The 14,308-nt window shown below is 71.9% G+C and carries 13 protein-coding genes; 5 read left to right on the top strand and 8 right to left on the bottom strand.

Going from position 1 to position 14,308, the window contains the following annotated elements:
- Positions 1–27 precede the first annotated feature (27 nt).
- Positions 28–1,314, bottom strand: coding sequence for a transcription termination factor Rho (rho, locus tag J5Y10_RS20615; protein ID WP_209375995.1), 1,287 nt, complete (start codon positions 1,312–1,314; stop codon positions 28–30).
- A gap of 310 nt (positions 1,315–1,624) precedes the next feature.
- Here rho and J5Y10_RS20610 point away from each other — a divergent pair, with 310 nt between their 5' ends.
- Positions 1,625–2,887, top strand: a complete 1,263-nt coding sequence (locus J5Y10_RS20610) for an AmpG family muropeptide MFS transporter (protein WP_209375994.1) — start codon at positions 1,625–1,627, stop codon at positions 2,885–2,887.
- A 266-nt stretch (positions 2,888–3,153) separates the two neighbouring features.
- Here J5Y10_RS20610 and J5Y10_RS20605 read toward each other — a convergent pair whose 3' ends face one another.
- The gene (locus tag J5Y10_RS20605) at positions 3,154–3,594 is read right to left on the bottom strand and encodes a DMT family transporter (protein WP_209375993.1); all 441 of its coding nucleotides are present in this window, start codon (positions 3,592–3,594) and stop codon (positions 3,154–3,156) included.
- A gap of 67 nt (positions 3,595–3,661) precedes the next feature.
- Positions 3,662–4,630 (bottom strand): hypothetical protein, encoded by a 969-nt coding sequence (locus J5Y10_RS20600; RefSeq protein WP_209375992.1) that lies wholly within the window; start codon positions 4,628–4,630, stop codon positions 3,662–3,664.
- A 270-nt stretch (positions 4,631–4,900) separates the two neighbouring features.
- Here J5Y10_RS20600 and J5Y10_RS20595 point away from each other — a divergent pair, with 270 nt between their 5' ends.
- A complete protein-coding gene (locus J5Y10_RS20595; protein WP_209375991.1) occupies positions 4,901–6,775 on the top strand; it encodes an LCCL domain-containing protein in 1,875 nt (624 codons plus the stop codon).
- Between the two features lie 4 nt (positions 6,776–6,779).
- On the opposite strand, the gene crcB is transcribed toward J5Y10_RS20595, so the two are convergent.
- The 3 genes from crcB to J5Y10_RS20580 all read right to left on the bottom strand — a co-directional run bounded on the left by crcB (position 6,780) and on the right by J5Y10_RS20580 (position 8,108).
- Positions 6,780–7,229, bottom strand: a complete 450-nt coding sequence (crcB, locus tag J5Y10_RS20590; protein ID WP_209375990.1) for a fluoride efflux transporter CrcB — start codon at positions 7,227–7,229, stop codon at positions 6,780–6,782.
- 208 nt (positions 7,230–7,437) lie between these two features.
- Positions 7,438–7,668 carry a tautomerase family protein gene (locus J5Y10_RS20585; RefSeq protein WP_209375989.1) on the bottom strand — a complete coding sequence of 77 codons (231 nt, stop codon included), beginning with the start codon at positions 7,666–7,668 and terminating at the stop codon, positions 7,438–7,440.
- A gap of 44 nt (positions 7,669–7,712) precedes the next feature.
- Complete coding sequence (locus J5Y10_RS20580; protein ID WP_209375988.1) at positions 7,713–8,108, bottom strand: (R)-mandelonitrile lyase; 396 nt, start codon at positions 8,106–8,108, stop codon at positions 7,713–7,715.
- A gap of 221 nt (positions 8,109–8,329) precedes the next feature.
- Here J5Y10_RS20580 and J5Y10_RS20575 point away from each other — a divergent pair, with 221 nt between their 5' ends.
- Positions 8,330–9,301, top strand: coding sequence for a Bug family tripartite tricarboxylate transporter substrate binding protein (locus J5Y10_RS20575; RefSeq protein WP_209375987.1), 972 nt, complete (start codon positions 8,330–8,332; stop codon positions 9,299–9,301).
- Between the two features lie 35 nt (positions 9,302–9,336).
- Here the strand turns inward: J5Y10_RS20575 and J5Y10_RS20570 are convergent, their stop codons facing one another.
- On the bottom strand, positions 9,337–10,350 hold the full coding sequence (locus J5Y10_RS20570; RefSeq protein WP_209375986.1) for a threonine ammonia-lyase: 1,014 nt from the start codon (positions 10,348–10,350) through the stop codon (positions 9,337–9,339).
- Between the two features lie 68 nt (positions 10,351–10,418).
- Between J5Y10_RS20570 and J5Y10_RS20565 the strand changes: the two genes are divergently transcribed.
- Positions 10,419–11,750, top strand: coding sequence for an aminotransferase-like domain-containing protein (locus J5Y10_RS20565; RefSeq protein WP_209375985.1), 1,332 nt, complete (start codon positions 10,419–10,421; stop codon positions 11,748–11,750).
- A gap of 16 nt (positions 11,751–11,766) precedes the next feature.
- On the opposite strand, the gene J5Y10_RS20560 is transcribed toward J5Y10_RS20565, so the two are convergent.
- Positions 11,767–12,645 carry a LysR family transcriptional regulator gene (locus J5Y10_RS20560; RefSeq protein WP_209375984.1) on the bottom strand — a complete coding sequence of 293 codons (879 nt, stop codon included), beginning with the start codon at positions 12,643–12,645 and terminating at the stop codon, positions 11,767–11,769.
- 135 nt (positions 12,646–12,780) lie between these two features.
- On the opposite strand from J5Y10_RS20560, the gene J5Y10_RS20555 reads away from it, so the two are divergent.
- Positions 12,781–14,307 carry a UxaA family hydrolase gene (locus tag J5Y10_RS20555; protein WP_209375983.1) on the top strand — a complete coding sequence of 509 codons (1,527 nt, stop codon included), beginning with the start codon at positions 12,781–12,783 and terminating at the stop codon, positions 14,305–14,307.
- Position 14,308 lies beyond the last annotated feature (1 nt).

Here is a 14,308-nt window from a genome sequence, read left to right as displayed (position 1 = left end):
GGGGACGCCAGGCCCCCTGCGGGCGGATCAGGTGTTCATCGCGTCGAAGAAGTCCTGGTTCGTCTTGCTGTACTTCAGCTTGTCGAGCAGGAACTCCATCGAATCCTGCGTGCCCATCGGATTCAGGATCCGGCGCAGCACCCACATCTTCGAGAGCTCGGAGCGCTCCACCAGGACCTCTTCCTTGCGGGTGCCGGACTTGGTGATGTCGATGGCGGGAAAGACCCGCTTGTCGGAGAGCTTGCGGTCCAGGACGATCTCGGAGTTACCCGTGCCCTTGAACTCCTCGAAGATCACCTCGTCCATGCGGCTGCCCGTGTCGATCAGGGCCGTCGCGATGATGGTGAGGCTGCCGCCCTCCTCGATGTTGCGCGCGGCACCGAAGAAGCGCTTCGGCCGCTGCAGCGCGTTCGCGTCCACGCCGCCCGTCAGCACCTTGCCCGAGGACGGCACGACCGAGTTGTAGGCGCGGCCGAGGCGGGTGATGGAGTCCAGCAGGATCACCACGTCGCGCTTGTGCTCGACCAGCCGCTTGGCCTTCTCCAGCACCATCTCCGTCACCTGCACGTGCCGCGTCGCCGGCTCGTCGAAGGTGGAGGCCACGACCTCGCCGCGCACGGTGCGCGCCATGTCCGTCACCTCCTCCGGCCGCTCGTCGATGAGCAGCACCATGAGGAAGACGTCGGGGTTGTTGGCGGAGATGGACTTGGCGATGTTCTGCAGCATCACCGTCTTGCCGGTCCGCGGCGGCGCGACGATCAGCGCGCGCTGGCCCATGCCGATCGGGGAGACGAGGTCGATCACCCGGTGGGTGTTGTCCTTCGGCGGCCCCTTCTTGTCCGTAATCGCGGCGGCCTCGACCTCCGGGTTCTCCATCCGCAGGCGGCGGGTGGGATACAGGGGCGTGAGATTGTCGAAGTTCACGCGGTGCCGCACGGCCTCGGGCGGCTCGAAGTTCACCGAGCTGACCTTCAGGAGCGCGAAGTAGCGCTCCCCGTCCTTCGGGGCGCGGATCTGGCCCTCCACCGTGTCGCCCGTGCGCAGCGCGAAGCGGCGCACCTGGGCGGGGGAGACGTAGATGTCATCAGGGCCGGGGAGGAAGTTGGACTGTGGGTTGCGCAGGTAGCCGAAGCCGTCGGACAGGATCTCCAGGGTGCCATCCCCGTAGATCGCCTGGTCGTTGTCGGCGAGCTGCTTGAGGATGGCGAAGAGCATGTCCTGCTTGCGGAGCGAGGAGGCGTTCTCGACGCCGGTCTCCTCCGCAAAGGCGAGCAGGTCGCCGGGGCTCTTGGCCTTCAGTTCGGATAGATGCATTCAGGTGGTCTCGATCGGCGTGGCCGAAGGGAGGAGGATGCGCGGAACCTGGATCGACGCTGGGACGCGCCTCCGCCGGGCGGCGGGATTCCGAGTCAGGGCCTGGCGGGCAATGGCCTGTATGGGGCGATGCACGGGGCGGTGGCGGCCGGCGAGGATCTCCGGAGGAGATCTTGCAGCCCTGCACCGGAGCGGACCCTAGAAGGGCAGCGGACCGGGCGTCAAGCGGGAAGATGGGTGAAAATGTCCTGAATTCAAGGCTTCTCTCGCCCCTCCCGCGCGTCCCGCACCCGTGGCACGGTCCGCAGCGATGCACCCGCTCCGCGAACGCCGCTTCCTCGTCCTGCTGGCCCTGGGCTTCTCAGCCGGCGTCCCCCTGCCGCTGGTGGCCGGTCAGGTGCTCCGCCAGTGGTTCACGGAGAGCGGGCTTTCCCTGACCGATATCGGCCTGACCGCGCTCATCGGGCTGGCCTACTCGCTGAAGTTCCTCTGGTCCCCGGCGCTGGACGCCGTGGCGCCGCCACTGACGGCACGGATGGGCCGGCGGCGCGGCTGGCTGCTGCTGATCCAGCCCCTCCTGATCCTCGCCATCCTCGCCACCGGGTTCAGCAATCCTACCGCCGCGCCGCTGACAACCGCCGCCCTCGCCGCCTTCGTCGCCTTTCTCTCCGCCAGCCAGGACATCGTGGTGGACGCCCACCGCATCGAGATCCTGGAGGAGAAGGAGCAGGGTTACGGCCTGGCCTGCTACATCTGGGGCTACAGGCTGGCGCTGCTTGCCAGCGGGGGCGGCACGCTCTGGCTCGTGGGCGCGCTGGGCTGGGGCGGCGCCTATGCCTATGCCGCGGCGCTGATGCTGGTGGGCGTGGCCGCCACCCTTGCCTCGCGAGAGGGACCGGCGCGCCCCGCCCCCGTCCTCTCCTGGGCCGGTCGGCTCGGCGCCTCCGTCGTGCAGCCCTTCGCCGACTTCATGCAGCGGCCCTACTGGCTGGCGATCCTGCTCTTTATCGTCCTCTTCAAGCTGGGCGAGGCGCTGGCGGGCATCATGACCACGCCCTTCTACCGCTCCCTCGGTTTCAGCCGGGAAGACGTGGCGGCGGTGGGCACCGTCTTCGGCCTCTTCGCCACCCTCGGCGGCGCGCTGGCCGGCGGATGGGTTGTGGCGCGGCTCGGCACGGCCCGTGCCCTCGTCATCACCGGCCTCGGCCAGATGCTCTCCAACCTCATGTACGTCGCACTCGCCTATGCCGGGCACGACCTGCCGATGCTCTGGCTCCAGGTCGGGATCGAGAACTTCACGGACGGGCTGGCCGACGCGGCCTTCGTCACCTACCTCTCCGGCCTCACCAGCCGCGCCTTCACGGCCACCCAATACGCACTGCTGTCCTCGCTGGCGGCCGTGCCGCTGCGCACGCTCGGCGCCTTCTCCGGCAGCCTTGCGGAATCCCTGGGCTGGCCGGGCTTCTTCCTCATGACCACCGCGGCGGCCCTGCCGGCCATGGCCATCATGCTCTTCCTTCTCTGGCGCCTGCCCCCTGCGGAACCGGCGCGGATCGTGGAGCCCCTCGTGTGATCCCCGCGGGCGGTTTGTTCCGGGGAGAGGAAGAAGGAATTCTTCCTCTCCCCGGACCCCTCACCATCATCTTTTTCTGGGCTTTGATTTTCTTCAGCTGGCGGTGCGCCTCGGCTCGATGAGCCGAGGCCACTGCAAGGGCAGGAACAGGCTCGCCACGCCGAAACCTCGTGTCAGAACGGCGCCGCGGCAGCCCGAAGCAGGTCCAGGAGCCTCAGGCTCCTGGCGGGGGTTTCAGGGGGCGGCGCCCCCTGGTCCCGGACAGATCAGAACCGCGCCACCAGCACCACCCCGGCCACCATCAGCGCGCCACCGAGGAGGCGCAGGGCGGAGGCTGGGTGCACCTCGAAGCCAAGCAGGCCGAAATGGTCGAGCACGAGGCTGGTGACGACCGCGGCGGTCAGCGTCACTGCGGTGAAGGGGCCGGCGCCCATGGACTTCGCCTGGATGAGGGTGACGACGACGTAGAAGGCGCCCAGCATCCCGCCAATCCAGCCCCACCAGGGAACGGTGGCGGCGTTGCGGAGCATTCCCTCGGCCGGCTTTCCGATGAAGGGTGCGGCGGCGAGCACGCCGAGAATGCCGACGAGATAGACGACGAGGGCCGGCACCACGGGGCCGGCCTCCAGCCTGTCGTTCAGGGTTGCGTTGGTGCCGGACTGCAGCATGTTGAGGATGCCGGCGATCGCCGCGAGGAGGTAGGCCATTCCAGGGACTCCGGGGTGCCGACCGGCGTAACGCGCGGGCGGCGTGCCCGCTCAGCCCGGCACCCGTTTAATCCTCCTCGTCCCGCAGTTCCTGCGGGCCCTGCTCCAGGCGGCTGCGCACGGCGGTCAGTTCCTCCAGCCAGCGGTCCAGCATGGCGCGCAGGCCCTCGGGGGTAACGCCTTCCACCCCATCGAGGCGGGAGACGACCACGCGCTTCTCCTCCGGCAGTTCCACCCGGGCCCAGCGGGTCAGGGCGTGCAGGGCCAGGGCCAGGGCGAGCGCGTCCCCTTCCTCCACGTTGATGGCGAGGGAGAAGACGATGGTGCCGTAGTGCCAGGCGAGGGCGGGCGGGTCCTCCTCCTCCACCGGGTCGGTCAGCTCCACCTGGAAGGGCAGGGGGGCGCCGTGCTGGACGAGGAAAGCGGGGGCGGAATCGTCGTCCTCCGGCTCGCCTTCCACGATTTCCAGCCCGGCCTCGCGCAGCAGGCCTTCGACATGGATGGGGCGCAGCCCTTCCATGAAGGCCTCGGTCTCGCTGAGCGCCGTCTCATGGATCACGGAGGCCTGGAGGGGGATCTCGGGCGTCCAGCCGAAGGCGCCGGTCAGCGCCTCCAGCACGGTGCGGGCAAGGGAGGCGCAGCCGGCCTCGTCCAGCGGCGGAAGGTCGCGGGACCAGTCCTCCCGGCCCTGGGGCGGCAGGGTGAGGCCGAGCTCCTTCAGCACGGCGGCGCGCTTGCGGGCGGAGACGGGCAGCTTCGTGAAGGCGCCGCGCCGCGCGAAGCGGCCGGAGGCCACCTCCACCGCGCTGCTGGCAAAGGGGGCGGAGAAGACCTGGGCATAGGCCGCCTCCCCCATGTCCGGCAGCATGGCCGAGATGGTGAGGAAGCGCATGTCGCCCAGCGCCCAGGAGATGCCCTCCTCCTCCGGGTCCCAGAGGCAGACGCCCATGATGGCGCGCGTCAGCTTGCGCAGCACCTCCGCCGGGGTGCCGCGCCCGCCGCGGTGCAGGGTCCAGCCCCGGGTCCGTCGTTCCATCGTCATGCCGCCATTGTTTGCGCGGGGCGCCGGATCGCCAAGAGGCGGCCGCCAGGGATCCTCCCTTATGGGTTGCGGATCCCGGGGTGGCGATTCCCGAAGGTCCGGTGCACGGGTGTCTTGACCGGCAGGGCCTTGCCCCTGCCGCCTTTTCGCGCCGGGAGGCCCGCGTAGAAATCGCGTGAGGAATCGGGGAGGCACCCAGGGCGGTTTGCGATTTGGGCGGGCAGGCGAATAGTCTCGCTGCCGGAACCGTCCTGCAGGCCAGAGATGCCCATCGTCCTTCGTCTTTCCGCGCTGCTGGCGCTGCTGCTGGCCGGGGTGCCAGCGATGGGGCAGGGCTCTGCCAAGCCGCCGCCGCTGGGGGCGCCGGAGGTGACGGCGCCCGCAATGCCCTCCCCGGCGCCTGCCACGGCGGCCCCGACCCAGTGCCCTGACGACATGCGGACCTATGCGGGATCGGGCGAGACGCTGGCCTGCCTCTGCCCCGCCAATGCGAGCGGGCCGGTCTGGGGCAGCGAAATCTACACGGCGGACAGCCGGGTATGCCGGGCGGCGGTCCACGCGGGCGCCACCGGGCCCCGCGGCGGGCCGGTGACGGTGGAGATGCTGCCGGGCCAGCCGCGCTACCCCGGCTCCACGCGCAACGGCATCCGCTCCGACAACTACGGGGCCTATGACGCGAGCTACCGCTTCGCCGGGCTGGCTCCGCCTGCGCCCGCAACGGCCGGTGCGCCGGCCACCAGTGCGGTGGCGGCCCCCAGCCAGTGCCCGGACAACATGTCCGCCTATGCCGAGAGCAGCGAAGTGGTGACCTGCACCTGCCCCGCGACGCCCGCGAGCGGCCCTGTCTGGGGCAGCGAAACCTACACCGCCGACAGCGCGGTCTGCCGGGCCGCGGCGCATATGGGTGCCATCGGGCGCGGGGGCGGCACGGTGACGGTGGAGATGCTGCCGGGCCAGTCGCGCTATCCCGGCTCCACCCGCAACGGCATCCGCAGCGACAACTACGGGGAGTACAAGGCGAGCTTCCGCTTCGCCGGCCTGACGCCGGCCCCGGCCCCTGGCTCGGCCCCGTCCCCGGCAGGTCCGGCGCCGGCCGCCGCTACATCGGCTCCGAGCCAGTGCCCGGACAACATGTCCGCCTATGCCGAATCGGACGAGGTGGTGACCTGCACCTGCCCCGCGACGCCCGCGAGCGGACCTGTCTGGGGCAGCGAGATTTATACCGCGGACAGCGCGGTCTGCCGGGCCGCGGCGCATATGGGCGCCATCGGGCGCGGGGGCGGCACGGTCACGGTGCGGATGCTGCCGGGCCAGTCGCGCTATCCCGGCTCCACCCGCAACGGCATCCGCAGCGACAACTACGGGGAGTACAAGGGCAGCTTCCGCTTCGAGGGACTGACCCCGCCGGCCCAGCCGGCGGCGGCTTCCGCGCCCGCCCCCCTCGCGGCCACGGGCCCGACCCAGTGCCCGGACAACATGGACGCCTACCGGGACTCGGACGAGAGCCTGACCTGCCTCTGCCCCGGCGAGGCGACGCTGCGCGGCACTCTCTGGGGCACGGACACCTACACGGCGGATAGCGGCGTCTGCCGCGCGGCGGTCCATGCGGGCGCCATCGCCCAGACCGGCGGGATGGTGACGGTGCAGATGCTGCCGGGGCAGCCGCGCTATCCCGGCACCACGAAGAACGGCATCCGCTCCGACAATTTCGGCGCCTACCGGGCCAGCTTCCGCGTCGCCGGCTCGGGCCCCCGTGCCAGCGCGCCGGTGCAGGCGCCGGTGGCGGAGGCGATCCGGCGCACTGGGCAAGTGCAGCTCTACGTCACCTTCCGCACCAACTCCGCCGATCTCGACATCGCGGCCGCGCCGGTCCTGGCGCAGGTGCGGGACGCGATGGTGGCCGATCCGGCGCTGCGGCTGCGGCTGGTGGGCCATACCGACAATACGGGCAACGACCGGATCAACACGCCGCTCTCTGCCGCCCGGGCGGATTCCGTGCGCGCCTGGCTGGTGGCGAATGGCGTGGAGGCCGGCCGGCTGAGCGCCGAGGGCCGGGGACCGGCGGAGCCCATCGCCGACAACAAGACCGAGCCCGGGCGGCAGCTGAACCGCCGCGTGCAGGCCTTGCGGTTGCAGTAGCCGGTCAGCCCCGGGCCGGCGGCACCGGCGCGGGGCGGTCCGGTTCCGCATTCGCGGACACCGCCGATGGGGGGGCGGGCGGTGCCGCCAGGGCATAGCCCGCCGCCGTGGCAGCGAGGCAGAGCAGCACGGAACCGGCGACGTTCCCCAGCGCGGCCAGCCCTCGCCCCTCCCTCAGCAGTTCCAGCGTCTGCAGGCTGAAGGAGGAGAAGGTGGTGAAGCCGCCGCAGATCCCGACCATGACGAGGGCGCGGAGATCGGCATTTCCCGCGAAGCGCCCACCCGGAAGGGTGAGCGCGGCGAAGAGCCCGATGAGGAACGACCCGCCCAGGTTGATGGCCACCGTGCCCCAGGGAAAGCCCACGCCCCACCAGCGCGCGGCGGCGGTGCTGAACCAGCCGCGAGCCAAGCTGCCGATAGCGCCACCGATGGCGATCAGGATGTAGGCGGGCATGCTGCTTCTCCGCTGGCGGGACGTGCCGGGGAGGGGGTGGAGGGCATCACCCCTTCCCGGACCCCTGATACGGCCGACCAGGTCCACCAACCCCCCCAGACGGCACCCCGGCTGGGAGAGAACATCCGTACCGGGGCGTGGGACATGCCGCCCAGGCATGAGGCCTCATTCAGCGTCCCGGTCCCGCGAGGAGCGGCGGGCGGTGGCGCTACCGGGGCTCGTAGCCCGGCTTCTTGTAGAGGGTATCCGGCTTCTCGAGGATGTCCGGCCGGTACACCGCCTCCGTCCAGTCGCTCGGCTGCACGTCCTCGATGCTGACGGACACGGCGTCCGCCCCGTTGTCGGTGGTGGCCATGATGGCCTTGGTCACCTCCTCGGCGATCCGGTTCTTCTGCTGCTCCGACCGTCCGGCGAAGAGCTTGACGATAACGTGGGGCATTTCATTCCTTTGGGAGGGGCAGCGACCGGCGTGCGGATCGGATCCTAGCGCTGATACTGCTCGTCCGTGACGTGTTCCAGCCAGTTCACCGGGGAACCGTTGAGCTTCTCCTGGACCGCGATGTGGCTCATGGCCGTCGTCGCCGTGGCGCCGTGCCAGTGCTTCTCGCCGGGGGGGAACCAGATCACGTCGCCGGGGCGGATCTCCTCGACCGGGCCCCCCTCGCGCTGCACCCAGCCGCAGCCGGCCGTGACGATCAGCGTCTGCCCGAGCGGATGCGTGTGCCAAGCCGTGCGCGCGCCCGGCTCGAAGGTGACCAGGGCGCCCGCGACGCGGGCCGGGTTGGGCGAGCTGAACAGCGGGTCAATGCGGACCGTGCCGGTGAAGTACTCGGCCGGTCCCTTGCCGGAGGGCTGCGCCCCTGCGCGCGTGATGTCCATCGCTTCTGTCCTTGTGCCTCGGGAGCACCCGCCACCTTGGGCAGCGCGTGGCGATCCGGCCAGAGAGTTAGGGGAAGGAAGGCCCGGGGATTAGGGCCTGAAACTGACATGAACTTATCAGCAGGGCTTCTGAACCGATCGGGTGTGGGGGGCGTGGCCCCGATAGCTCGAAACCCTTAGCCTGAGGGGCCTGAGAACAGAAAAAGCCGGAGGAGACCCAGATGGACCGTCGCGCCCTTCTTGCCGTCGCCAGCGCGTCGCTCGCCGTGCCGCGGATCGCGCGCGCGCAGGCCGGCTATCCCGACCGGCCCATCCGCCTCATCGCCCCTTTCCCACCCGGCGGGGGCACCGACATGATCTCGCGCGAGATCGGCACGCGGGTCGCGGCCGCGACCGGCTGGACCGTGGTCGTGGAGAACCGCCCGGGGGCGGGCGGCAACATCGGCCTCGACGCGGTAGCGAAGTCGGCGCCCGACGGCCACACCATCGGCATTGGCCAGACGGCGAACCTCGCCATCAACCCCGCCCTCTACCGCAACATGCCCTATGACGTTCTGCGCGACTTCACCCCGATCGGGCTGGTCGCGCAGCAGCCGAACATCATCGTGGTCGGGAAGGGGGCGCCGGTGCGGAGCCTCGCCGATCTGATTGCGGCCGCGCGGGCGCGGCCGGGCCAGCTCTCCGCCGGCCATCCCGGCAACGGCACCGTCGGCCACCTCTCCGGCGAGGTGCTGAACCGCTTGGCCGGCGTCCAGATCGTCCAGGTCCCCTACCGCGGTGCCGGCAACGTGGTCACCGACCTCCTGGCCGGGCGGCTCGATGTGTATTCGGCCAATCCCCTCTCGGTGAAGGGCGTGCTGGAGGCGGGCGATGTCCGCGCCATCGCCGTGACATCGGCCACGCGCGCCCGCGCCTTCCCGGAGGTGCCGACGGTGGCCGAGCAGGGCTTCCCCGGCTTCGAAGCGATGAACTGGACCGGCCTGGTGGCACCGGCAGGGTTGCCGGAGCCGATCCTCGCGCGATGGAATGAGGAGCTGCGCAAGGTCCTTTCCGGCCCGGAGATCGCCGCCCGCCTCGCGACGGAAGGCAGCGAGCCCGTCGGATCGACGCCCGCCGAGTTCCGCGCGCGGCTTGCGGCAGAGATCGCGAAATGGGGACAGATCGTCCGCGAGGGCAATTTCGGGCTCGACTGACAGGACCGGGGCGGGCGTCGCGCCCCCGATCCTGCCTAGCTCCCGCTGGACAGCGCCCGCCGATACATGGCGGGATCCACGTTCGCGCCGGTGAGGGCGACGGCCACGGTGCGCCCCTCAATGGGAAGGCAGCCGGACAAGGCCGCCGCGAGCGCGACGGCGCCGCCCGGCTCCACCACGAGGCCCAGATCCTCGAAGGCGACGCGCATGGCCGCGAGCGCCTCTCCATCGCTCACCACCAGCCCTCCTCCGAGGCGGGGCGCGTTGATGGCGAAGGTCAGGGCGCCCGGCATCGGCGCCAGTACCGCGTCGCAGAGCGAGGTCGCGCCGGGCGCGTTGCCCAGCCGCGTCCCGGCCGCGAGGCTGCGGGCGGTGTCGTCGAAGCCTTCCGGCTCCACCGCGAAGACCCGGGCGGCGGGCAGCAGGGCCTCCCAGGCCAGGGCACAGCCGGCGGTGAGGCCGCCGCCCGCGCAGCAGACCAGCAGGGCATCCGGCCTCGCCCCCATCGCCTCGGCCTGCCCCACCACTTCCAAACCGAGGGTCGCCGCCCCGGCGATCACCCGGCGGTCGTCATAGGGCGGTACCAGGATCAGGCCGCGCTCCGCCGCGAGGCGCCGTCCCAGCGCCTCGCGATCCTCGGTCGCCCGATCGTAGAGCACGACCTCCGCCCCCCAGCCCCGTGTCCGGTCGATCTTCGCCGCGGGCGCGTCCGCCGGCATGGCGATGACCACCGTCCCGATGCCTAGGCGCCGCCCGGCCCAGGCCACGGCCTGGGCGTGGTTGCCCGAGGAGAAGGCGACCACGCCGCGCGCGCGCTCCTCGGCCGAGAGAAGCGCGAGGCGGTTCCAGGCGCCGCGCGCCTTGAAGCTGCCCGTCCGCTGCAGCCCCTCGGCCTTGACCAGGAGACGGCCGCCCAGCCTCGCGTTCAGCCGCTCGCTCTCGAGCAGCGGGGTTTCGACGAGCACGCCTCGGATGCGGCCGGCCGCCTCCTCGATCTCCTGGAAGGAGGGGGCGGTCAGGTGCCAGGGCAGGGGAGCGAGGTCGTTCATGCCCCGAGGTTGAAAGCCGGGCGAGGCTGAGGCAATCGAAGGATTGTCTCAGAGACAATGGGAATTCGATGAGCCCTGGCGCCCGGACCATCGCTGCGGCCCTGGAGGCGGAGATCCGGGAGGGAGGGCTCCTTCCCGGCACGCGATTGCCCACGCATCGCGAGCTCGCCTTCCGCCACGGCGTCGCGCTCAACACGGCATCGCGCGCCATGCGCCTGCTCGAGACGCGCGGCCTGGTGGTGGGGGAGGTCGGGCGCGGCAGCTTCGTCCGCGCGCCCGGGCATGTCGACGCGGCCTCCTTCCGGATCGAGGAGAGGGCGCCCGGCATCATCGATCTCGCCCGCAACGTCATGCCGCTGCCGGGGCTGGCCGACCGCTTCGAGAGGGCGGCTCGCCTCGTCCTCCGGCGCGAACGGGCCGCTCTTGCCGACTATCAGCCCCATGCCGGCCGGGCGGCCGACCGGGCGGCGGGGGCCGCCTGGATGGCGCGGCGCGGCCTGCCCGACGATCCCGCCCGCGTGGTCATCTGCGCCGGCGCGCAGCACGCCGTGACCGTCGCCCTCATGGCAACGACCCGGCCCGGCGACACGATCGCGGTGGAGGCGCTGACCTGGCCGGGCATCCGGGCCAGCGCGGCGGCGCTGGGGCTGGAGGTCGTGCCCGTGCCGATGGACGGGGAAGGCCTGCGCCCGCGCGTCCTGCTGCGGCTGGCCCTGCGCCACCGGATCGCGGCGCTGTACCTGATGCCGTCCCTGCAGAACCCGACGGGCGTGACCATGCCGGCGCGGCGGCGCGAGGCGGTGGCGGCGATCGCGCGGCGTCTCGACTTCCGCCTCATCGAGGACGACGCCTACGGCTTCCTGACGGAGGAGGACCTGCCGGTCCCGCCGCTCGCGACCCTGGTGCCGGAACTGGCCTGGTATCTCCGCTCCACCTCAAAAAGCTTCGCGCCCGGCCTGCGGGCGGCCTGGATGCTCGTGCCGCCAGGACAGGAGGAGAGGGCCGCGAACCTGATCCGCGCCACGGTCTGGACCGCGCCGCCCCTGGGGGCGGCCATCGCCTCTCTCTGGGTCGGCGACGGCACCGCGGCCCTGCTGGAGGCCGCGAAGCGCCGCGAGGCCCGGGCGCGGCAGGCGCTCGCCGCAAGCCTGCTGCCGCTTCGCGCGGCGCCCTCGGCCCATCCCGCCTCCATGCACCTCTGGCTCGACCTGCCGCCCGCCATGTCGGCCCAGGACATGGTCCAGCGGGTCGCGGCGCAGGGGGTGAGCATCACGCCGGGAGCGGCCTTCGCGGTCGGCAGCGCGCCGAACGGCATCCGCCTCGCCCTTGGCGCACCGGTGGAGCGCGCCGAGCTGGAACGGGCCCTGTGCATCATCGGGCGCAGCCTGAGGGCGGGTTGACGAACCCTGCGGAACGCTAGAGGCGCTGCAGCAGCCCCTGCAAGGGTCCGAGCGCCGCGTTGTCGTTCTCGGCCTTCCACACGGCGTAGAGCTCCACCGTCAGGCCGGGCGGCACGGCGACCGGCCGGATCGCCACGTTCGCGAAGCCGATCTGTCGCGCATCCGAGGGAAGCAGCGCCACCCCCATCCCGGCGCTCACCAGGGAGAGGATCGTCTGCGCCTGGGCGACGGACTGCACGATGCGCGGCGTCACCCCCGCCCCGCTCAGCGCCCGCGCGACGAGGCCGCGCATGTAGGGGCCTTCCTCCGAGTAGCCGATGAAGTCCTGGTCCTGCAGATCGCGCAGGACGAGGCGGCGGCGCGCGCCGAGCGGGTGGGCCAGCGGAAGGGCGAGGACCAGCTCCTCCTTGGAGACGCACCGGGAGGACAAGGTCAGCATGTCCTGGGAGGGACGGACGAGGCCGATGTCGAGGCGGCCGACCCGGAGGGCCTCGAGCTGCGCCGCGCCGCTCATCTCCCGCAGCACGATCTCCGTGCCCGGCAGTTCCGCGCGGGCGCGGGCGATGAGCTTCGGGAGGAAGGCATAGGTGCTGGCACTGAAGAAGCCGAGCTTCACCGCGCCGCCGGTGCGGTGCTCCATGGCGCGGCGCGCGGTCTGGACCGCCCTCTCGCCCGCCGCCAGCACGGCGCGGGCTTCCGCCAGGAAGGCCCGCCCGGCCGCCGTCAGCGCGACGCCGTGGCGCGAGCGGTCCAGCAGCACGGCCCCGAGCCTCGCTTCCAGCAGCTGGATCTGCCGGCTCAGCGGCGGCTGCGTCATGCCCAGGCGCCGGGCGGCCCGGCCGAAATGCAGCTCCTCCGCCACGCAGACGAAGGAGCGGAGATGCCCGAGATCCATGGCGCGCCAGTCTCCCGTGATGTCGATCGGGTATCACCACGATGCTGGATGGGTGTTAGACACGCATCAAGCCGGAAATAGAATGGCCGGATAAGAAGCACCGGTGGCCGGATGGCCCCCGGGCGGGAGGATCCGATGTCCCTGGGCCATGCCGCGCCGCTGCTGCGGCCGATCGACACCATCCGCGCGGACCTGCGGGACAACACCGCGACCGCCCTCCGCCTGCTGCCGGCCGGCGCCGTGCTGGAGGGCGGGATCACCGCGCGGGAGGATGTGCCGCCCGGGCACAAGCTGGCCCTGCGCGACATCCGGCGCGGCGAGCCGGTGCTGAAGGCGGGGATCCCGATCGGCGTGGCGGCGTTCGATATCCCGGCCGGGGCGCGCGTGCACGCCGCGCTCCTGGGACGGGCCATGCCCGTGGCACACCCCCTTGCCGGCTCCGCCCGCGCGGTGGCGCCCGCGAGTTTCCAGGGCTTCGTGCGGGAGGACGGGCGCGTGGGCACCCGCAACTTCCTCGGCGTGGTCATCGCCAGCAACTGCGGCGCGACCGCCGCGCGGCAGGCCGCCGACTGGTTCGACGAGGAACGCCTGGCCGAGTTTCCCAACGTGGACGGGGTGATCCCCCTGATCCATGCCATGGGCTGCGGCATGGAGATGACGGGGGAGCCGATGGACCTGCTCCGCCGCACCCTGTCCGGCGTGATCCGCAATCCCAACATGGCCGGCGCCGTGATCGTCGCCCTGGGCTGCGAGCGCAACAACCTGAAGGTCTTCCTGGAGAAGGAGGGGCTGCAAGTCGGCGACCGGCTGCAGACGGTGACGCTGCAGGAGGTGGGCGGCACCCGGGCGGCGGTGGAGGCGGCGAAGGCGGGGGTCGCGGCGATGCTGCCGGCGGCGAACGCGGCGCGCCGCACGACGGTGCCCGTGTCGCGCCTTGTGCTCGGCCTGCAGACCGGCGCGGCGGACGGGCTCTGCGGCCTCTCCGCCAATCCCGCGCTCGGCGTGGCGGTGGACATGCTCGTGGCCGGGGGCGGGACGGCGATCCTGTCGGAGACGCCGGACATGCTCCTCTCCGGCGGCGCCTTCGCAGGGCGCGCGGCCAGCCCCGAGATTGCGGCCGCCCTGCGGGAACGGCTGGACTGGTGGCAGGCCTATGGCAGCGGGCGCGAGACGCGGCTGGACGGCGGTCTCGACCGCGGTGGCGAGCGCGGCGGCTTCGCCAGCGGGCTGGAACGGGCGCTGGACGGGCTGGGCAAGGCGGGCAGCACCCCGATCGCCGCGGTGCACCGCTACGCCGAGCGGGTGAGCGGCCCCGGCCTCGTCTTCATGGACAGCCCGGACCACGATCCCGTCTCCGTCACCGGGCAGGCGGCCGCGGGCGCGACGCTGATCGCGATGACGACGGGCCTCGGCAGCGACTTCGGGTCGCTCCCCGCGCCGACGCTCAAGATCGCCTCCAACAGCGAGACCTTCCGTCGCATGGCCGACGCCATCGACGTGGATGCAGGCCCGGTGCTGGACGGCGCGGAGACGGTGGAGGCCGCGGGGGAGCGGATCTTCGCGGCGATCCTGCGCCATGCCTCCGGCGAGAGGACGAAGGGCGAGATCGAGGGCATGGGCGAGAGCGGCTTCGCCCCCTGGCCCATCGGCGTCTGCTCCTGAA

The organism is Roseomonas indoligenes, from assembly GCF_017813365.1.
GTDB classification, from domain to species: Bacteria; Pseudomonadota; Alphaproteobacteria; order Acetobacterales; family Acetobacteraceae; genus Roseomonas; species Roseomonas indoligenes.
The sequence above is the reverse complement of the archived record's forward strand: the minus strand, read 5'-3'. Positions and strand labels throughout refer to the sequence as shown.

Excerpts from the sequence above, each read along its gene's own strand:
- rho (WP_209375995.1), bottom strand. The coding sequence starts at position 1,314 with ATGCATCTATCCGAACTGAAGGCCAAGAGCCCCGGCGACCTGCTCGCC.
- J5Y10_RS20610 (WP_209375994.1), top strand. The coding sequence starts at position 1,625 with ATGCACCCGCTCCGCGAACGCCGCTTCCTCGTCCTGCTGGCCCTGGGC.
- J5Y10_RS20605 (WP_209375993.1), bottom strand. The coding sequence starts at position 3,594 with ATGGCCTACCTCCTCGCGGCGATCGCCGGCATCCTCAACATGCTGCAG.
- J5Y10_RS20600 (WP_209375992.1), bottom strand. The coding sequence starts at position 4,630 with ATGGAACGACGGACCCGGGGCTGGACCCTGCACCGCGGCGGGCGCGGC.
- J5Y10_RS20595 (WP_209375991.1), top strand. The coding sequence starts at position 4,901 with ATGCCCATCGTCCTTCGTCTTTCCGCGCTGCTGGCGCTGCTGCTGGCC.
- crcB (WP_209375990.1), bottom strand. The coding sequence starts at position 7,229 with ATGCCCGCCTACATCCTGATCGCCATCGGTGGCGCTATCGGCAGCTTG.
- J5Y10_RS20585 (WP_209375989.1), bottom strand. The coding sequence starts at position 7,668 with ATGCCCCACGTTATCGTCAAGCTCTTCGCCGGACGGTCGGAGCAGCAG.
- J5Y10_RS20580 (WP_209375988.1), bottom strand. The coding sequence starts at position 8,108 with ATGGACATCACGCGCGCAGGGGCGCAGCCCTCCGGCAAGGGACCGGCC.
- J5Y10_RS20575 (WP_209375987.1), top strand. The coding sequence starts at position 8,330 with ATGGACCGTCGCGCCCTTCTTGCCGTCGCCAGCGCGTCGCTCGCCGTG.
- J5Y10_RS20570 (WP_209375986.1), bottom strand. The coding sequence starts at position 10,350 with ATGAACGACCTCGCTCCCCTGCCCTGGCACCTGACCGCCCCCTCCTTC.
- J5Y10_RS20565 (WP_209375985.1), top strand. The coding sequence starts at position 10,419 with ATGAGCCCTGGCGCCCGGACCATCGCTGCGGCCCTGGAGGCGGAGATC.
- J5Y10_RS20560 (WP_209375984.1), bottom strand. The coding sequence starts at position 12,645 with ATGGATCTCGGGCATCTCCGCTCCTTCGTCTGCGTGGCGGAGGAGCTG.
- J5Y10_RS20555 (WP_209375983.1), top strand. The coding sequence starts at position 12,781 with ATGTCCCTGGGCCATGCCGCGCCGCTGCTGCGGCCGATCGACACCATC.